The sequence below is a fragment of the Streptomyces sp. JH34 genome, assembly GCF_029428875.1.
Taxonomy (GTDB): Bacteria; Actinomycetota; Actinomycetes; order Streptomycetales; family Streptomycetaceae; genus Streptomyces.
In genome coordinates this window covers 7,008,581-7,027,163 of the sequence record NZ_JAJSOO010000001.1, presented here as the reverse complement: position 1 = coordinate 7,027,163, position 18,583 = coordinate 7,008,581, and the positions used below count along the sequence as shown (strand labels likewise).

At 71.4% G+C, this 18,583-nt stretch carries 18 protein-coding genes; 9 read left to right on the top strand and 9 right to left on the bottom strand.

Going from position 1 to position 18,583, the window contains the following annotated elements; genetic code table 11:
* Window positions 1–72: 72 nt before the first annotated feature.
* The 4 genes from LWJ43_RS31540 to LWJ43_RS31525 all read right to left on the bottom strand — a co-directional run bounded on the left by LWJ43_RS31540 (window position 73) and on the right by LWJ43_RS31525 (window position 3,262).
* Window positions 73–471 (bottom strand): DUF302 domain-containing protein, encoded by a 399-nt coding sequence (locus LWJ43_RS31540; protein WP_277335583.1) that lies wholly within the window; start codon window positions 469–471, stop codon window positions 73–75.
* A gap of 228 nt (window positions 472–699) precedes the next feature.
* Entirely contained in the window at window positions 700–1,467 is a 768-nt protein-coding gene (locus tag LWJ43_RS31535) for an FAD:protein FMN transferase (protein ID WP_277335582.1), read from the bottom strand.
* A complete protein-coding gene (locus tag LWJ43_RS31530) occupies window positions 1,460–1,891 on the bottom strand; it encodes an FMN-binding protein (protein ID WP_277335581.1) in 432 nt (143 codons plus the stop codon). The genes LWJ43_RS31535 and LWJ43_RS31530 overlap by 8 nt, the downstream gene beginning before the upstream one ends.
* A gap of 12 nt (window positions 1,892–1,903) precedes the next feature.
* Window positions 1,904–3,262 (bottom strand): ferredoxin reductase family protein, encoded by a 1,359-nt coding sequence (locus LWJ43_RS31525; protein WP_277335580.1) that lies wholly within the window; start codon window positions 3,260–3,262, stop codon window positions 1,904–1,906.
* 172 nt (window positions 3,263–3,434) lie between these two features.
* On the opposite strand from LWJ43_RS31525, the gene LWJ43_RS31520 reads away from it, so the two are divergent.
* From LWJ43_RS31520 to LWJ43_RS31510, 3 genes are all read left to right on the top strand, one after another.
* On the top strand, window positions 3,435–4,169 hold the full coding sequence (locus LWJ43_RS31520; RefSeq protein WP_277335579.1) for a response regulator transcription factor: 735 nt from the start codon (window positions 3,435–3,437) through the stop codon (window positions 4,167–4,169).
* Entirely contained in the window at window positions 4,166–5,611 is a 1,446-nt protein-coding gene (locus tag LWJ43_RS31515) for a sensor histidine kinase (RefSeq protein WP_277335578.1), read from the top strand. Before LWJ43_RS31520 ends, LWJ43_RS31515 begins: the two co-directional genes overlap by 4 nt.
* A gap of 435 nt (window positions 5,612–6,046) precedes the next feature.
* On the top strand, window positions 6,047–6,505 hold the full coding sequence (locus tag LWJ43_RS31510) for a CBS domain-containing protein (RefSeq protein ID WP_277335577.1): 459 nt from the start codon (window positions 6,047–6,049) through the stop codon (window positions 6,503–6,505).
* Window positions 6,506–6,637: 132 nt separating this feature from the next.
* Here LWJ43_RS31510 and LWJ43_RS31505 read toward each other — a convergent pair whose 3' ends face one another.
* The 3 genes from LWJ43_RS31505 to LWJ43_RS31495 all read right to left on the bottom strand — a co-directional run bounded on the left by LWJ43_RS31505 (window position 6,638) and on the right by LWJ43_RS31495 (window position 10,546).
* On the bottom strand, window positions 6,638–8,125 hold the full coding sequence (locus LWJ43_RS31505) for an AAA family ATPase (protein ID WP_277335576.1): 1,488 nt from the start codon (window positions 8,123–8,125) through the stop codon (window positions 6,638–6,640).
* Window positions 8,126–8,477: 352 nt separating this feature from the next.
* Window positions 8,478–9,245: an NPP1 family protein gene (locus LWJ43_RS31500; RefSeq protein ID WP_277335575.1), complete on the bottom strand. Its 768-nt coding sequence runs from the start codon at window positions 9,243–9,245 to the stop codon at window positions 8,478–8,480.
* Between the two features lie 173 nt (window positions 9,246–9,418).
* Window positions 9,419–10,546 carry a hypothetical protein gene (locus LWJ43_RS31495; RefSeq protein ID WP_277335574.1) on the bottom strand — a complete coding sequence of 376 codons (1,128 nt, stop codon included), beginning with the start codon at window positions 10,544–10,546 and terminating at the stop codon, window positions 9,419–9,421.
* Window positions 10,547–10,760: 214 nt separating this feature from the next.
* Between LWJ43_RS31495 and LWJ43_RS31490 the strand changes: the two genes are divergently transcribed.
* The gene (locus tag LWJ43_RS31490) at window positions 10,761–12,158 is read left to right on the top strand and encodes a hypothetical protein (protein WP_277335573.1); all 1,398 of its coding nucleotides are present in this window, start codon (window positions 10,761–10,763) and stop codon (window positions 12,156–12,158) included.
* A 51-nt stretch (window positions 12,159–12,209) separates the two neighbouring features.
* Window positions 12,210–12,704, top strand: a complete 495-nt coding sequence (locus tag LWJ43_RS31485) for a GNAT family N-acetyltransferase (RefSeq protein WP_277335572.1) — start codon at window positions 12,210–12,212, stop codon at window positions 12,702–12,704.
* A 134-nt stretch (window positions 12,705–12,838) separates the two neighbouring features.
* Here LWJ43_RS31485 and LWJ43_RS31480 read toward each other — a convergent pair whose 3' ends face one another.
* Window positions 12,839–13,681, bottom strand: a complete 843-nt coding sequence (locus LWJ43_RS31480; protein WP_277335571.1) for a PepSY domain-containing protein — start codon at window positions 13,679–13,681, stop codon at window positions 12,839–12,841.
* Window positions 13,682–13,865: 184 nt separating this feature from the next.
* Window positions 13,866–14,108, bottom strand: coding sequence for a DUF5133 domain-containing protein (locus tag LWJ43_RS31475; protein ID WP_277335570.1), 243 nt, complete (start codon window positions 14,106–14,108; stop codon window positions 13,866–13,868).
* Between the two features lie 274 nt (window positions 14,109–14,382).
* On the opposite strand from LWJ43_RS31475, the gene LWJ43_RS31470 reads away from it, so the two are divergent.
* From LWJ43_RS31470 to LWJ43_RS31455, 4 genes are all read left to right on the top strand, one after another.
* Window positions 14,383–14,637 (top strand): DUF6296 family protein, encoded by a 255-nt coding sequence (locus LWJ43_RS31470; RefSeq protein ID WP_277335569.1) that lies wholly within the window; start codon window positions 14,383–14,385, stop codon window positions 14,635–14,637.
* A 138-nt stretch (window positions 14,638–14,775) separates the two neighbouring features.
* Entirely contained in the window at window positions 14,776–15,537 is a 762-nt protein-coding gene (locus LWJ43_RS31465; protein ID WP_277335568.1) for a DeoR/GlpR family DNA-binding transcription regulator, read from the top strand.
* Window positions 15,534–16,481 (top strand): 1-phosphofructokinase, encoded by a 948-nt coding sequence (gene pfkB, locus LWJ43_RS31460; protein ID WP_277335567.1) that lies wholly within the window; start codon window positions 15,534–15,536, stop codon window positions 16,479–16,481. The genes LWJ43_RS31465 and pfkB overlap by 4 nt, the downstream gene beginning before the upstream one ends.
* A gap of 82 nt (window positions 16,482–16,563) precedes the next feature.
* A complete protein-coding gene (locus LWJ43_RS31455; RefSeq protein WP_277335566.1) occupies window positions 16,564–18,537 on the top strand; it encodes a PTS fructose transporter subunit IIABC in 1,974 nt (657 codons plus the stop codon).
* Window positions 18,538–18,583: the final 46 nt, after the last annotated feature.

Here is an 18,583-nt window from a genome sequence, read left to right as displayed (position 1 = left end):
ACGCGGAACGCCGGCGGACTCCTCCGCCCCGGTCACGCGTCCCGTACGGGGTGGGAGCCGGTGTCGCGCGTCTCATCCATACGTGTCCTGGAGGGAGGCGAGTGCGGCGTCCAGGCCGCGGGTCGCCTCCTCGGCGACGGGTTCCATGGCGTCGAGCCCGGTGAGGGTGACCATGGTTCCGGGGTCGATCGCCTGCACCACCACCCGGCTGCCGTCGGCGCGGACGACGACGTTGCAGGGAAGCAGCAGGCCGATCGACCGGTCGGCCTCCAGTGCCCGGTGGGCCAGGGCGGGGTTGCAGGCTCCGAGGATCAGATAGGGCTCCATGTCATGGCCGAGCTTGGTCCTGAGTGTGGCCTGTACGTCGATCTCGGTCAGGACGCCGAAACCCTGCTCGGCAAGGGCTTGCCGAACGGCCTGCGCCGCCGCCTCGAACCCGGCCTGCAGATGGACGGTGCGGTCGTAGGACATGGTCTCCCACCTCGTCTCTCGTGCTTCCGGTGCCGTCGGCGGGCGCGGCGCGCGGATGAGGGGTCCGCGCGAGAACCCGCCCGCCCGGCAGGACGGCGTCCTGCTCACAGTGTCGCGGTCGTGGTGGAATGCACAATTCCGGTGTGCCGGCCGCAGGGCGGCTCGCCGGGACAGCAGGGGCCGGAAGGGGCCTGTTCGGGCCGCTCGGCCCGGCGACCGCGCAGCCACCTACGATCCGTACCGGTGGAATCCCGTCGTGACCCATTCCTCGCCGTCGGGCGTCACCGCGAGCGCCTCGTAGCCGTGCAGGCCTTCCAGCCAGCTCCGCGCGCCTTCTCCCCTCGCGAACGCGGCGGTGGCGTAGGAGTCGGTCAGGGTCAGGCGCGGTCCCACGAGCGTGAGGGAGGCGAACCCGGTCGCGGGTCTGCCGCTGTGCGGGTCGAAGACATGGGCCCCGCGCTCGGCGGTGCCGGAGGTCGCGACCGCCAGGTCGTCGTGGGCGGTGACGACGGTGACCAGTTCGCCGGGGCGCAGGGGGTGGGCGATCCCGATGCGCCAGGGGGTCCCGGGGGCCGCCGGGCCGCGGAGCTGGATGTCCCCGCCACCGTTGACGCAGATGTGACGCGCACCGGCCTCGTGGAGGATGTGGGACGCCGCTTCGACGGCCCAGCCCTTCACGAGACCCGAGGGATCCAGAGTCCCCTCGGGCACCACGCTGAACCAGCCGTCGCTGACCCGCGTGGCGTGCGCGCACAGGCGGAGGACTTCGAGGACTTCGGGCGGGCAGTCCTCCCGTCGGATCTCGCCACGGCCGAGGCGGCTGATGTAGCTGTCCGGACGATAGGTGGAGAACACCTCGTCGACCCGGTGGAGGTGGATCACTGCCTCGTCGAGGGCACGGCGCAGCGCGGGGGTGGGCTCGTCGCGGACGTCGAAGGAGAAGACGCTCCCCATGACGTGCTCGACGTGGCGGAGTCCGGGCACGGCGTCAGACATGGGCCTGGTCCAAGGCGCTCTGGAGGGACTCGACGTAACCCTGGCTCGTGTAGCTGGCACCTGAGACCGCGTCGATGTGGGCGCTCTGAGCGGTGATCGCCTCCTGGGTGAGCCGTGGCAGGGCCCGGGAGGAAATCTGCTGGTCGCGCCCGTTCTGATCCGGTGCCTGGAGCACCTCGACCGACGTGACCTTCCCCTTGGTGACGGTGACGGCGACCTGCACGGTCCCGTACCGGGTGTCGACCGGATCTCCCGTGTACGTGCCCGTGCCGGCTGACGATCCGGAGGGCGCCGTGGACGTGCGGGCGGACGCGGGAGCGTGGGCGGCCGACGCGTCGGGCCCGGGGAGTTGGTGGGGTTTGAGTGCGAGCAGGGCGATGACCAGGGTGCTGAACCCCGTGCCGGCGAGGACGGCTCGGCGCATGACGGTTTCTCCTCAGAACTCGAAGGACTCGTGGTGGATCCGCCGTGCCGGAACGCCGGCCCGGCGCAGGGCCTCGGTCGCGGTCCGTGTCATCCCGGGCGGGCCGCAGAGGTAGACGTCGTGTGCGGCCAGGTCAGGCACCAGCTCGCTCAGGCCACGGGCGGTGAGGGGCGAGGAGCAGCCTGCCGTTCCGCCGGTGACGTAGTGCACGGTCGCCTGTCCGCGTGCGGCTATCGCGTCGAGTTCGGCACGCAGGGCGAGGTCCTCGGCGCGACGGGCCCGGTAGACGAGGGTCACCTGGCCCGGCAGGGTCTCGAAGAGTGCCCGCAGGGGGGTGATGCCGACGCCGCCCGCCAGGAGCAGCACCTTGGGGACGGTGCGGCGACGGGCGGTGAAGCCGCCGTAGGGTCCCTCGGCCCACACCCGGGTACCGGGGCGCAGACGGGCGAGCGCGGCACTGTGGCCACCGGCGCTCTTCACCGTGATGCGCAGATGACGGGGGTGCGGGGGTGCGGAGAGGGAGTAGGGATTGGCCGTCCACCACAGCTCGCGGGTCAGGAAGCGCCAGCGCAGGAACTGGCCCGGCACTCCGCCCAGCTCGTCCAGGTGTTCGCCGGTGAGGTGGACGGACACCACGCCCGGCGCTTCGGGATGGACGGCGGCCACGCGCAGACGGTGGCGCACTCCGCGCCGGACGGGCATGGCGAACCGGTACCAGGCCACCAGGGCCGCGACGCCGAGGAACAGCGCGTACCAGGCGATCTGGGCCAGGCGGTTCCCCACGAAGTCGGCCCCGTCGGAGAGCTGGTGCCCGAAGGCGAGAAAGACGGCCAGGTAGGTGGCGAAGTGCAGGTAGTGCCAGGTCTCGTAGGACATCCTGCGGCGTGCGGCGCGGGCGGAGAGAACAGCTGTGGCCAGGAACAGGACGAAGCCGATCGTGCCCTTGAGCAGGTCGGGGTAGTGCAGCACGAGCGTGGAGGTCTGACCGACCACGCCGGTGTGGGACGTCAGTGAGTAGCCCCAGATGATCAGCAGGGTGTGCGCCAGGACGAGTGAGATGGTGCAGCGGCCGCCCCACGCGTGCCAGCGGGCGAGCCGGTCGGTACCCACGGTGTGGTCCAGCAACGGCACACGGGCCATCAGGAGCAGCAGGACCGCGGAGCCGTATCCGGCCATGAGCCCCGTGATACGTCCCGCGCCGGTGATCCAGCCCGCCGGTCCGACGACCGAGGCCGTGTCGCTCCACCAGAGGGCCAGCACAGCGGCGGCGCCCGCCCAGATCGCCGCCGGTACGAGTGCGGGGACGACGCTTCGGCGTGGGCGCCGGTGGTGCGTGCGGTCGGTGTCCGTGGTGGCGAACGTACTGGTCATGGGGCTCCTCCGGACGGGCCGGGCTTCCGGTGACGGGAGGCCCATGCTCACAGCCCGACTTCTGAGAACCCTCTGAATCACCCCGGTCCGGCAGCTCCGGCCGTGATTCAGAGGAAACGCACAGGCCCGGCTCCCCTGCGCGCGGCCCGGGACCCGCGATGCTGGAAGGACCATGAGCGATCCACGTACGACATCACCTCTGCGACGCCCTGACGGAGAACCCGTGCGGGTACTCGTCGTCGATGACGAGCCCGACGTGACCGATGTTCTGGCGGAGGTGCTGACGGGTGAGGGCTGGCAGGTCCGTACCGCGGGCGACGGAACGACCGCACTGGCCACCGCCCGTGCCTTCCGGCCCGACGCGGTGGTCCTGGACTGGATGCTGCCCGACCTGGACGGCCTGCAGGTACTGGACGCCCTGCGTCGTGAGGCACCCCACGTGTGTGTGCTGTTCCTGACGGCTCGCGACGCCGTGGAGGACCGCATCGCCGGCATCACGGCCGGCGGCGACGACTACGTCACGAAGCCCTACAGCCTGGAGGAGGTCCTGGCCCGGCTGCGCGGCCTGCTCCGGAGGGCAGGCATGACCGCGGAGCCGGGCACGAACCAGCTCGCCGTCGGGGATCTCACGATGAACGAGGAGGCCAGGGAGGTGAGACGGGGCGACGTCGTGGTCGATCTCTCCCGGACCGAATTCGAACTCCTGCGGTACCTGATGCGTAATCCGCGCCGGGTGCTGTCCAAGCAACAGATCCTCGACCGGGTCTGGGCCTACGACTTCGGCGGACGCGCGCACATCGTCGAGCTCTACATCAGCTACCTGCGTAAGAAGATCGATTCCGGACGCACCCCCATGATCCACACCGTCCGAGGTGTCGGTTACGTCCTGAAGCCCGAGTCCCCGTGAGGCGCCCGGCGCCCCGTACGCTGCAGGGCCAGCTGACGGCTGGGCTGGTGACGCTCCTCGCCCTCGCCTGCCTCGCGGTCGGCAGCGCCACCGCCCTCGCTCTGCGGGGATTCCTCATCGGCCGCCTGGACGAGCAGCTCGCCGCGTCCGGCGGCCGGTTCGCCGCGAGCCTGGAGCACGAGGCCGATCCCGACGCCGACAATCGCTCCGACACCCGCGGCCAGGCCGAGGACACCTTCGGCGCCCGCCTGCTCGACGACGTCGTCACACAGGCTGCCGTTGTCGACGACGCCACCGACCGCCCTCTGGTACTCACGGCCGGCGACCGCCGCGCCCTGGCACGGATCCCCGTGGACGAGGACGGTCACAGCATCCATCTCTCCACCTCTCCGGGCCGGTACCGAATGATGGCCGTCCGGGGCGATGACCAGGACATCCTGATCACGGGGCTGCCCCTGCACCCGGTGGAGGAGACGGTGCACCGTCTCCTGGTGCTGGAGGCCGCACTCTTCGGCGCCGCGCTCGTGACGACCGGCATCGCGGGGGCCCTGTGGGTACGCGTGTCCCTCCGTCCCCTCCGGCTGGTCGCCGCGCAGGCCACGGAGGTCGCGGACCTGCCGCTCGCCAGCGGCGAAGTCGCCATGCCCGGCCCCCTCCCCCACGCCGATCCGCGCACCGAGGTCGGCCGGGTCGGACAGGCCGTCAACCACATGCTGGGCCATGTGGAGGACGCCCTCGTCCGACGGCAGGCCGGCGAGGAGCGACTGCGGCACTTCGCGGCCGACGCCAGCCATGAACTACGCACCCCCGTCGCCAACATCCGTGGTCACGCCGAACTCGCCCTGCGCCACCAGGGGCCCGTCCCTTCCGAGATCCGCCATGCCCTGGAACGCGTCGACGTGGAATCACGGCGTATGACCCGCCTCGTCGACGATCTGCTGCTCCTCGCGCGCCTGGACGCCGGACGCCCTCTTGAACACGAGGCGGTCGACCTGACCCTGCTCATCCTGGACGCGACGGACGACGCCCGTGCCGCAGGCCCGCGGCACCACTGGTTCCTCGACCTCCCCGAGGAACCGGTCACCGTGAGGGGAGACGCCCACCGGCTCCAGCAGGCCATCGGCAATCTGCTCGCCAACGCCCGCAATCACACCCCACCCGGCACCGACGTGGCGATCACCCTGACGTCCGACGGCACCAGGGCCTGCGTGGACGTGAGTGACAACGGACCGGGCATTCCCGAAGAGCTGCAGGCCGAGGTCTTCGGACGTTTCGTACGCGGCGACCACGCCCGTTCCCGCAACACCGGCAGCACCGGACTCGGTCTCGCGATCGTCCAGGCCGTCGTCACCGCTCACGGCGGAACCGTCGCCGTCACGAGCACCCCCCGACACACCACGTTCCGCGTCTCGCTCCCCGTCCGAGGCGTGTCGCACGGATGATGGTCTTCAACCGCTCCGCCGTTCCACGGCCGTCGTCCCCTTCCGCCTCGGCGTCCGGGCGCCCGCACCCTTGGTGCCGGACGGGCCCTGACAAGGGCCGGACGGGCACCACCTGAGCCCGGCCCCTCAGCCTCGCCCCGCCCCTTGCGGAGCTGTCCACGCCCTGTCCGAACGCCCGCTCATCGGGCCCGCATGCACGGCAGCACGATCTGGGGTACTCCTCGGAGGACGGAAGCGATGTGTGCTCCGGCCCTCGGATGTCCGCGTCGGCCTTCCCGTCCGTCCCGGCGTCGCACGAGGCGGCGGCGTCCGCCTCCCCTCCGAAGGGCAACCCGTCATGACCGAGAACGTCGTCCCCCACGGCACGGGAAGCTGTGCGCCGGCGCTCGTCCGGCGCCCGAACCGCTGCTGTCGCGAGGACGGTGGTAGCCGCCGATGAAGGTCTCCGAAGCGATGAGCAGTCCGGCGGTGTCCGTGCCCGCAGGGACACCGCTGGGACGGGCGGCCCAGGAGATGGCCGCGTGGGGGATCGGGTCCGTCATGGTCACCGAGGGCGGGGCACTCCGCGGAATCGTCACGGACCGTGACCTCGCGGTGGGTGCCCTCGCCCGGGGGCTCGACGCGGCCGAGACGGTCGACACGGTGATGACCTCGCCGGTGATCACGGTGAACGCGGACGACGACATCCACAGGGCCTACCGTGTCTTCCGCACGTCCGGCATCCGTCGTCTGCCCGTGGTGGACGGGCCCCGGGTCGTAGGCATCCTGACCGTGGACGACATGCTCATGGACGTGTTCCAGCGTCTGGCGGACCTGTTGGGCCCGGTCGCCTGGAGCGTCCTGGAGGAGCCGCCCGGACCGCCCTCCACCGGCACCCGTGGGCGTGGGGTCTGACCGCCTTCGGGAACTCACTCACTCCTCGTCGATCCTGGGCGGCGCCAGGTTCGCCGGCCCGGCGAACCTGCTCCGGCAGGCAGAGTGCGAGTGCTCACGGGAACGGTGTGCACCGGTCACCACAGGACGTCGTCACGGCCCGTCGCCGTACAACTGTCCGGGTGACACGAGGAGCACCTCTCCGTCCGACTCGGCGCGCTTCAACTCCGGACTGAACCCGGCTGCCCCGTAGCAGGCGAGACGGGTTCGGCCGACGTCCTCACCGAGCTCGGCGAGGTCCGCCAGAGAGCCGCGCAGTCGTTCGAGGTCGCTGGTGGACAGGGGATCGCTCCACCTGGCCAGCCCGATCGACAGCAGTGGTCCCTGACGGCCGTCGCCGCGGCCGCGCACCACGACGTCCACATCTGCGGGGGAACCGGGCGGGTGGGGCAGCGAACCCGACAGCACGGACGCGGGTGCGGCACCGAAGGTGTCCGGGGCCGCGAAACGGGCCGCCCATTCCCGGCACGTCTGCGCGAAGTGCGTTTCCGCGAGGTCGCGTTCGAAGACCGTCCGGGCGTCCTGCCAGATCTCTTCGATCTCGCTGTCGTCCGCGTCCAGGAGACGGAAGCGGTACGGGCGGATGACGGCGTGTTCGAAGGCGAGCAGCGGCTCGGCGACGCGGTAGTGGATCAGGCCGGGATGGAAGGCGTCGGGCTCTCCGCTCATCAGGCCTCGTTCGGTGAGGCAGGACAGGATGTGCGGTACGTCGGTCGCCGGCCGGTCGAGCCGGTCCGCTATCTCACCGGGCATGGTGTGGCCGGCGGCGACGGCGGCCACGGTGGAGTGGCAGGCGGCGAGGTCCCACGTCTCCGTCACACCGTCCAGCAGGTGCACCGCCTTCCAGAACAGGGGCTGACGCGGGTTGAGCACACTCCGGCGGACCCAGGGATCGAAGGCGGCGGCTGTGTCAGGAGGCCGGTCCCCCGCAGGATCGAAGCGGAAGGCCGGGCTGCTGCCGACGACCGCGTGCACCCGCAGTGCGAGCAGCGGGTCCGCGATCCCCCACAGTGCCCGTGCCTGCCGGAAGTCCAGAGGCATGATCTCCAGCACGTCGTCGACCCACCCGGCGGACGCGCTGAGCAGTCTCCTCATCACGGGGGTCGTGCTGCCGCAGAGGACGAGCCGGAGCGGGGGTGCGGTCGCCGGAGCGTGACGCAGTGACCGGCACACGTCACTGATGGCAGCGGGGAGGCCGGGGCTCTGCCGGACGAGTTCGGGCAGTCCGTCGAGGACGACCACCGTCGCCGAACCGCTGCCCGTCGTCACCAGGTCGAGGAGCGCGTCCCTCCATCCGGTCCAGTGGGGCGACTGTGCCAGGTGGGCACGGCGCGCGAACTGCTGGGCGAGGAACCGCAAGGTCTCCGCCTGGGCGGCTTGCTGCCCGCAGAAATAGAATCCGCCAGTGGCACGGGCCAGCGCGCGCAGCAGGTACGACTTGCCATGACCCCGCGGCCCGGTGACCATACCGATGGCGGGTCCGGGACGGGGATCATCCACGAACGCCACGAGCCTGTCCCACTCGGCCTCACGGTCGTACAGCCGCTCCGGCCGGGCGACGGGCGTCATCAGGGGTCCCACCGTTCTCTCCCCCTTCCAGGGCATCCGTGGTGCCTGTGGAGGACCGAAGACGAGGACGAGTGAGGGACTTCGCCCCCTGGGTCCCACTCTACGAGCCGGGACGGGGACTGTGCGGGGCCCGATCGGGTCGTCGGGGGCCCGTTCGGCCCTCCCGGCGGGCGCCGCCAGGCCCCCCTCCGGATGCGGAGGGGGGCCTGGCGACTCCCGCGGGGCCTTGTCGCTGGAGGAACACCAAGGGTGCGGCCCATGGTCACTTCGATGCCGACCGACCCGACGGCCACGAACCAGCGGCCGGAACGGCCTGCGCAGCCACGGCCGGGCGGACGAACCCCTGTCCGCCCGGCCCCGGACGTCACGCGTTGGGGTCGAAGGGAATTCCGGCGGGGCGGGCCTTTTCCAGGTGGCTGCTGAAGTTGCCGTCCTTGAGGCCGAAGACCGCGCTGCCGAAGTTCGCCTGTACCAGCTTGTCCCGCAGGCCGGCCGGATAGCCGTTCCAGCCGACGAGGGTGGGGAACCGCCAGTCGTGGTAGTGGTTCTCCGGCGGCTCGTCGTTGGAATTCGCGGGACGGAAGCAGTGGGTGCCGATTCCGTCCTTGTGGTACACGACCTTGGGATGGGTTCCGTCCCAGCGGATCTGATCACGGCTGTAGATGTCGAAGTCCCCGTGTGCGGAGGTGGACACGTAGCGGGCCTCGCCGTTCTGGGTCCACACCACGACGTGCTCCCAGTCGTGCCGGTGTCCGCCGAGCCCGCTGCCGGCCACCGCCTGGTCCTTCTCGAAGTAGAGCCCGTACATGACCGCGCACCAGCCGTTGTTGCACTTGGACCGGGCGTAGCCGTTGGTGTTGTCCAGATCGACGGCGTCACGGCAACTGCCGTTGACCGCACCGGTGGTGTTGAGGCCGGTGGCGATGGCTCCGTCGGGGCCGATCGCCGGCGTGGGATAGCAGCCGTCCGTGTCGTAGTCGTACGCCGGCTGGTATGTCTGCTCGATGGCGTCGGCAGAGGCGGGCAGGGCCGGCGGCGGGGCGGCGAGCGCGCTCCCTGCGGTGGCGATGACCAGAGCGACGGCGCTGGTGACCACGAGTATGCCCTTGCGGATCGGTGCGCTGCTTCTCACTGCTTCCTCCAGGTCGGCGCGTGTCTGTGGGGGGCACGCGCGGCTACGCCTGGCATGCCCAGCACAATCGCTTTGAACCCTGTGAACGCACCGCTCCTGTAACGGTGTTGCCGGAAACAGAGTGCCGTCAGGTTTCGGCGGGCAGGGCGTCGCACGCGCCACACCCGCCTCATTCAGCGCCGGCGTACGCCCGTGGGGGCAGCCGCACCGGGCTGCGCGGCCTTGCCCGGGCGCAGCGTCCAGGGCACCGGATCGGTGTTCGTCAGCCACCCCTCGGCGATCAGCCGGCGGATCACGTGGATCCGCAGTTCCCGTGACATCTTTCCCCAGCCGAGCTCCTTGCACAGCTGCTTGACGGAGGGTCCGTGGCCGTGCGACGCGCGGAACGCGGCGGCGCGCTCCGCGGCGGCAGGCCCCTGATCGGGGTACTTGGCCGCCCAGACGCCGTAGGCCGTACGCGCCTTCTCGCCGAACTGGGCGGGGACAGCCTTGCGCATGAACGCCTCCGACACCCTGGCCGTGGACAGCGCACACTCGGGGCAGTTCTCGACGGCCTCGACGTGCCGTCGCAGGGCCACGCTCGCCCGGTCCTTCCACTCCTGCCAGCTGGGCCCCTCCGCCTCCGGCTCGTCACGCGTGGCGGGCCGGGTGTCCGGCAGGGGACGCATGCCCGACAGATGGCGCACCGCGTCGGCCAGCATGTACCGGTCACCGTCCAACACCCGCAGGAACCCCTTGCCCAGCAGTTCGGGCAGAGCGGCACGGCATGCGTCCGGAAGGTGGACGGGCAGCGTGCCGGGCTCGTCGGCCGGTCCGTGGGCCGCCAGGAACAGCGCGGCGAGCCGCGCTGCGGTCGAGGTCTTCTTGACCGGCTTGGCCGACAGGGTCCGCACCGTCCAGCCCGACACCCGGGAACGCATCACCTTGCCGAAGGGCAGCGGGGAATCCGGCCGGCCCGCGAGGTCCGGCACGATCACGCCGACGGGGGTCACCAGGTCCGCGCCGAGCAGAGCCTCCTGCCCCTGCCAGCCCAGAGCCGCGAAGGCGGCGACCGCCCCCTCCGGATCGGCCAGTCGGAGACTGCGCACGTCCTGACCGGTGAGGTTGCCGACACCCGCGCGTGCGGCCCGGATCGCGACGACGGTCGCGAGGAGCTGCGCGTCGGCCGTCGTCAGCGGCAGCGCGCCCACATAGCCCAGGAGCGCGCGTGCTGCCTCTCCCTGGTGGGGCGTCAGCAGGAAGGGCTTAGGGGGCACCACGGGGGCGGCCGGGGTGAAGGGTGCACTGAGGGAGGAGGACACGCCCTGTACAACGCGCGCGAGGACACGAGGTCACCGTTCGCTCCGATGTATGTCCGAAAGCAATCGCCGGTGAACGATATGAACGCAAGGGCGCGACCTCTGGCAAACGGTCCCGGCATGGCTAGCATCGGCCGGCATGCACCTGAGCGAGAAATCAACCAATGCCGTGAACGCCTCCGCCGGGGGACGGCGTTCACGCGGGAGGCTGTCCACCATGGCGGTGGGCGCTGTGGCGGGGGTCCTGGCGGCCTGCCTCATCAGCCCCGCCCACGCCTCGGCGGCGGCCGGAGCACCGGCCACCGTCCCCTGCCCGGCCGGCCTGGCGGCGAAGGCGACGTGCTATTCGGGCCAGGACTCCAACGGCGCCCACTACAGCGTCGCCGTCCCCCGGTCGTGGAACGGAACGCTGGTCCTGCACGCCCACGGCGGACCCGGCCTGGGCGAGGAGTCGGACCCGGACCGCAGTGCCGACGACCTGGAGCGCTGGTCGGTCATGGTCGACCAGGGATACGCCTGGGCCGGATCGGCCTACCGTCGCGGCGGATACGGAACGAGGATGGCGGCCTCGGACACGGAGAACCTGCGCCGGCTGTTCACGAAGAGGTTCGGGCGCCCGGACACCACGCTGATCCACGGACAGTCCTGGGGCGGGAACGTGGCCGCGAAGACCATAGAGGTGTACGGCTCCGGCGACGACTCGCCCTATGACGGCGCCCTGCTCACCAACGGTGTCCTGGCGGGCGGCTCCCGCGGCTACGACTACCGGGTGGACCTCCGCGTCGTCTACCAGTACTACTGCCGCAACCACCCTCGGCCGACCGAGCCGGCGTACCCCCTGTGGATGGGTCTCCGTGAGGACTCGGCCATGACCGGTGCGGGGCTGCGCGCCAGGCTCCAGGAGTGCACGGGGTACACCTCCCGGCCCGCCGACCGGACGCCTCTCCAGCAGCGGAACCTGGACGACATCCTCGCGGTCACGAAGATCCCGGAGCGGACGCTCGAGTCCCATCTCACCTTCGCCACTTTCACGTTCCGCGACATCGTCCGACGCGTCGGAACGCGCAGCCCCTTCAGCAACAGGCACGTGCGCTACAGCGGTTCGCACGACGACGCGGCGCTGAACGCCGGGGTGGAACGCTTCGACGCCGACCCCACCGCGCGACGGGACCTGTCCTACGACAGTGATCTGACCGGCGCGGTGTCCATCCCCGTACTCACCTTGCACGCCATCGACGACCCCACCGCCTTCGTCGAGCACGAGTCGGCGTATCGCGAGAGCCTGGAAGGCGCCCACCGCGACCGCCACCTCCTGCAGACCTTCACCCAGGAGAGCGAGCACAGCGGGCTCAGCACGGCGGAGTACGCCGGCGCGGTCTCCGCGTTGTCCGGGTGGGTGCGGACGGGGCGCAAGCCGACGCCCGCCTCCGTGGCGTCCTCGTGTCCGGCCTTCGACGCGGTGTACGGGACCGGGTGCTTCTTCCGGCCGGACCATCGGCCCAACGCCTACGCCTCACGGGTGAACCCCCGTGCGGGCGCCACGCACTGGCCTGCGATGACCCGCAGCCAGGAGCGGAGGTGGAGCCGCATCGAGAACGTCGGAATCGCGCCGTGATCCGGGGAGGTGGCCGTCCGACCGCGGACCGCGGCTGGATATCGTCGCCGCATGACCGTCCTCGAACGCCTCCGCCCTGATCATGCTCCTGCTCTCCTCGCCTTCGAGCGGGAGAACCGCGCGTACTTCGGCGCGTCGATCCCGGACCGGGGGGACGACTACTTCGCCGGGTTCGACGCGCAGCACGCGGAGTTGCTCGCGGACCAGGCCGCGGGGCTGCTCCACTTCCACATCCTGACGGACGGCCACGGAGTCGTACTGGGACGTGTGAACCTCGTCGACGTCGCGGACGGCTCGGCGGAACTGGGGTACCGGATCGGCGAGCGGGCGGCAGGAAGGGGGCTCGCCACCTCGGGCGTGCGCATGGTGTGCGGACTGGCCGTCGCCGACTACGGCCTGACCACTCTCCGGGCCAGGACGACGGTGGACAACGCGGGTTCGAGGGTCGTCCTCGCCCGGACGGGATTCGTGGAGGCGGGCACCATCACTCTGGCGGGAAGGCCAGGACTGCGCTTCACGCGTGACCTGACCGACAAGGACCGCTGAGCGCGAGCCCGTGGGTCCTGCCGCGGCTGACGGATGCGGGCCCGGGAGCCCGGCGCCCCCACCTCCGTGCCGCGAACACACCGGTGGCGCACCGCGATGCGGTGCGCCACCGGGGATCCTGTCCGCGCCGTGAGTCAGTCGTCGTCGACCTGCTGGTCCGTGATCGTGCCCTTGGCTGCGTCCACGTCGAATGTGGTCTTGTTCCAGTCCTTGGAGACCACGTCGACCTGCCAGACCAGGACCTTGCTGTCGTTCTCGTCGAGACCGACCGAGGTGACCCAGCCCGGCTGCTTGTCCGTGGCGACCTTGGCCGCCTGCTGGGGCGTCTGCGTCGCCTGGGAGAGCTGGTCCGCCAGCGCCTTCTTGTCGGCGTCGCTCTGGTCCGCGTCCGGCGCGGAGTCGATGACGTCCCCGGACACCGCGTCGATGGTCACCTTGTGAGCGGTGCCGTCCTCCTCGGCGACCTCCGCGATCCACTTCGGACTGCTGGAGCTGCCGCTCGGGCTGGGGCTGCCGCTACCGCTCGGGCTCGCGCTGCCGGTACCGCTGGGGCTCGCGCTGCCCTCGGGGCTGGGGCTGCTGGAGGTGCCGGAGGGGCTCGGGCTGCCGGACGCGTCGTCCTCGTCGTCGAGGCCCTCGAGGTCCAGGTCCGTCAGCTTGCCTCCGGACACCTCACCGACCGCCGTCGTGGCGGCCGTGTCGAAGGTGACCTTGACGGTCGACAGCAGGTCCTTGCGCTCGGTCTGGTCCTGGGTCAGGCTCGCCGTGCCGGAGGGGCTCCCGGAAGGGCTGGTCGTCTGGTTCGGAAGGACCTTCGCGGCCTCGGAGGTCTCCGCGGCGGTGTCGTCACCGCTGTTCTGGCCACAACCGGTCACAAGGGCGGCGGCAAGGGCAACGGCGCACAGGGCGCCGCCGGCGACACGGAGCCGGCGGGTGCGCGGGGAAGCGGTCTTGTTTCGACGGGGCTCAAATCTCATGGTGGGATGCCTAGCCGCCTCCGCGAACAGTCATGTTGTCCGACCGGCGGGTGTCACCCGTTCGACGGCATCCTCCGCCCATTCGGCGTGTCGCGCGGCTCCGCGGCCTGGAAGCGTTCCGGACGGACGGACGGACGGCGCCGGTTCGACAGAACCGGCGCCGTCCGTGGGGAACCTCGCGGCGTCAGGCGGTCAGCCGCACCTCTGACGGCCCGGGCGAAGCCGCGGAGGGGACGGCGTGCAACCGCGCCGCCGCGGCGGCCAAGGCGTCGGGCACGGCCCTCGTCCCGGTGGTCACGCAGAGGGTGTAGGAGACGTCGTCGAGTTGACGCCTGCTCTCGGGAGTGCCCAGCCGTGCGTGGATGCTTCGCAGTGTCTCGTAGCGCTTGACGAGATTTCGCAGCGTTGCGGGATTGGCCATCAGCACGGCAGTTCCTCTCCACAGGGCGGCCGGGAGCCCGTGGGCCCCGCGCCGACGAAGTCCGATCGCGCCGGCGGGTGCCGCCTGGCGTCACGGCCCGGCCGTGCGAGGTGGTCAGCACGCGTCCGGTCCCTTGCACATGATGGTCGCCCCGCCTCACCCATTCCGCATCCCCAGACACATACGGTCACCTGCCCGTTCTCCCGAAGCGCCGCGCGCCCTGTTGGGAAACAATGGGGAGGACGGGCGAGCGTGTTCCGTGCCCGGTCGGAGGTCGATCATGGATTACCCGGAGAGCTACGAACTCATCTTCCAGGCGGGCGGCGCCGAGGACGACGTGGTCGTCGTCCATCTCACGGCACGCTCCGGCGCCGGTGGTTACCCGGTCTACGCGGACGAAACCGGAATCGTGCGTGCCGAGATCAGTGAGCGCGGGGAAGTGCGGATGCAGGCGAGCGGCGGCCATCAGGTCCTGGGCGTACCGCTGCTGGCCCGGCCGCTGAGCCCGCGGACGGCCACGCACGGCACAGGTTGAGCGCGTCCGGAACGGGCTCCACCGCAACCGGAGTCCGTTCACGCCCACCTCACGTCCGAATGTGTTTACTTTCCTGACGTCCGGCCGTAGTGTGCCCGTGAAACCACAGACTCGGGCACGAAACGGATACGTAACCACATGTACGCACCGGAGCGGCAGCAGGAGATCCTCCGCATCGCCGGCGAGAGCGGGCGCGTCGACGTACCGTCCCTGGCCGCGCACTTCCAGGTGACGGCGGAAACGGTTCGGCGCGATCTCAAGGCCCTCGACAGGGCGGGACTCCTCCGCAGGGTGCACGGCGGTGCGATCCCGGCCGGACGGCTCGGATTCGAACCCGATCTCGCCGAGCGTGACACCGTGGCGGCCGGGGAGAAGGACCGTATCGCCGCCGCGGCCCTGGCCGAACTCCCCGCCGAGGGCAACATCATCATCGATGCCGGCACGACGACCGTCAGGCTGGCGGCCTCGATGCCGGTCGACTCGCGGCTCACCGTGGTCACCCATGCCCTGCCGGTGGCGGCGCGCCTCTCCGACCACCCGGGAATCGCGTTGCACCTCGTCGGCGGCAGGGTCCGGCACCGCACCCGCGCGGCTGTGGACGCCTGGGCGCTGAGCGCGTACGCCGAGATCAACGCCGACGTCGTCTTCCTCGCCACGAACGGTTTCTCCCCCGGGGGCGGCCTGACCACCCCGGACCTGGCCGAGGCCGCCGTGAAGCGTTCCGTGATCGCGGCGGCCCGCAGGGTGGTGCTCCTCGCCGACTCGGGCAAGGCCGGTCAGGAGCACTTCGCGCGCTTCGGCGACCTCTCCGACGTGGACCTGCTGATCACCGATACGGGGCTGAGCCCCGAGGACGCCCGGGCCGTCGAGAGCCGGGGCACGGAAGTGGTACGCGCATGATCCTGACCGTCACCCCCAATCCGAGCCTGGACCGCACGTACGAACTTCCGGGGCTCACCCGTGGCGCCGTCCTGCGGGCCACCGCGGACCGTGTCGACCCCGGCGGCAAGGGCGTCAACGTCTCCCGGGCCGTCGCCGCGGCCGGGCACCGCACCGTCGCCGTCGCGCCGTTGGGCGGGCCCGAGGGGGCTCTGCTGACCCGGTTGCTCGGTGAACACGGCATCGAGGCCGCCGGCGTGCCGATCGTCGGGAGCACCCGCGTCAACGTCACGCTCGTCGAACCCGACGGCGCCCTCACCAAGGTCAACGCGACGGGACCGGAGATCACCCCCGCCGAGGCCCGGCGCCTGCTGGACACGGTGCGGGCGCGTTCGGCCGGGGCGGACTGGATCGCCTGCTGCGGGAGCCTGCCGCGTGGGCTGTCGCCGCAGTGGTACGCCGAGTTGGTGGCCCACAGCCACGGCGCCGGTGTCCGGATCGCCCTGGACACGTCCGGCGCCGCACTCGTCGCCGCGCTGCGTGAGCGGCCCGACGTGATCAAGCCGAACACCCAGGAGCTCGCCGAGGCGGTCGGCCGTCCGCTCGCGACGGTCGGTGACGCGCTGAAGGCGGCGCAGGAGCTGTGCGGGCTCGGGGCACGTTCCGTTCTCGCCAGCCTGGGTGCCGTCGGACAGCTGCTGGTGGAACCTTCCGGAGCCCACTTCGCCCGTGCCCGGGTGGACACCGTCCGGAGCGACGTCGGCGCGGGTGACGCCTCGCTCGCGGGATTCCTGTCCGCCGGCGGAACGGGCCCGAGGGCCCTGGCCGCTGCGGTGGCGCACGGCGCCGCCGCCGTGCAACTGCCCGGAAGCGCCATGCCGACGCCCGCCGACCTCGACTTCTCCGCTGTGGTCACCACCGCGGACATCCCCGTGGACCTCGCCCTCCCGGTGCAGGTCCCATGACCGCGGTATCCCTGCACGGTCGTACGACTCCCCCGTCACCCCGCACCGTCCGCTGGACGGTCCACGAGCAAGGAGCCCCGCGATGAGTGAGCTGATCACCGCGGAACTGGTCGATCTCGACCTGTCCGCCGGGACGAAGACCGAGGCCGCCCGTTCCCTGGCCGGACGGATGGTCACGGCCGGCCGTGTCACCGACCTCGACGGCTTCCTCGCCGACGTGGCGGCCCGCGAGGCCCAGATGCCGACCGGCCTGGACGGCGGCATCGGCATCCCGCACTGCCGGAGCGAGCATGTCGCCACGCCGACGCTGGCATTCGGCCGCAGCCCGAGGGGCATCGACTTCGGTGCCCCGGACGGTCCGGCGGATCTCGTCTTCCTGATAGCCGCGCCCGCGGGCGCGGACGACGACCACCTCACCATCCTGTCGAGCCTGGCACGGCGGCTCATGGACCCCGGCTTCACCGACGCCCTGCGGGCGGAGGAGAACGCCGCCGCGGCGGCGGCGCTGATCCGCGGCGAGGAGGCGCCCGCGCCGGCTCCGGAGCCCGAGGAGGGCACGAAGGAGAAGGCTGCGGAACCGTTCCGCATCGTCGCCGTGACGTCCTGCCCGACCGGTATCGCGCACACGTACATGGCCGCCGAGTCGCTGGAGGCGGCCGCGCGCGCCCAGGGTGTCGTGCTGGACGTCGAGACGCAGGGATCGGCCGGGTTCGAACGTCTGGACCCGGCGGTGATCGCCGCCGCGGACGCAGTCATCTGGGCGCACGACGTCGATGTGCGGGAGAAGGGGCGCTTCGGCGGCAAGCCGCTCGTCGACACCGGGGTGAAAGCCGGTATCAACCGGCCGGCCGAGCTCATCGCCGAGGCCAGGGCCAAGGCCGAGCGGGGCGAGATCAGCGGGATCGCCGAGGACGGCGCCGGGCAGTCCGAAGGCACGGGCGGCACGGCGGGGGCCTCCGGACACTTCGGTGTCCGTCTGCGGACCTACCTGATGTCCGGCGTCAGTTACATGGTTCCGTTCGTCGCGGCCGGAGGACTGCTCATCGCCCTCTCCTTCGCCATCGGGGGCTACGAGATCGCCGGTGCGAAATCGGTCGCCGACCACTTCGCCTGGGGGGAGTCCGCCAGCTGGGCGGCACTGCTCAACCAGATCGGAACCGCGGCCTTCGGCTTCCTGGTCCCGGTACTGGCGGGGTACATCGCCTACGGGATGGCGGACCGTCCCGCGCTCGTTCCCGGGTTCGTCGGCGGCGCCATCGCGCTCACCATCGACGCGGGCTTCCTCGGAGGTCTCGTCGCGGGTCTGCTGGCCGGTGCGGCGGTGATGGCGATCCAGCGGGTGAAGGTGCACCCCACGCTGCGCGGCATCATGCCGGTGCTGGTGATTCCCCTGCTCGCGTCGATCGCCGTCGGCTTCCTGATGTTCATCGTGGTCGGCAAGCCGATCGCCTCGCTGCAGAACGCCCTCACCGACTGGCTGAACGGTCTGTCGGGTTCCAACGCCGTCATCCTGGGCGTCGTCCTCGGCCTGATGATGTGCTTCGACATGGGCGGGCCGCTGAACAAGGTGGCGTACGCCTTCGCGGTCGGCGGTCTGGCCGATCCGACACCCGGCAGCCTCAAGGTCATGGCCGCCGTGATGGCCGCCGGCATGGTGCCGCCGCTGGCGATGGCCCTCGCCACGACGCTGCGCCGCGGCCTGTTCACCCGGACCGAGCAGGAGAACGGGCGCGCGGCGTGGGTGCTGGGTGCCTCGTTCATCACCGAGGGCGCGATTCCCTTCGCCGCGGCGGATCCCCTGCGTGTGATCCCCTCCGTGATGGCCGGCGGGGCGGTCACCGGCGCGCTGTCCATGGCGTTCGGCTGTACGCTCCGCGCCCCGCACGGCGGTGTGTTCGTCGTCCCGCTCATCGGCGAGCCGTTCCTCTACCTGCTGGCGATCGCCGTCGGCACCGCCGTGTCCACCGCTCTGGTCGTCGTACTCAAGGGCATGCGGCGCGCCCCGGACGCCGAGGCCCGCGCCGACGACGGTCCCACCGTCGCCGTGGCCGCCTGACCACGGCCCCCTTCCCGTACCGAAGAACCCCCTGTGACTCAGGAGT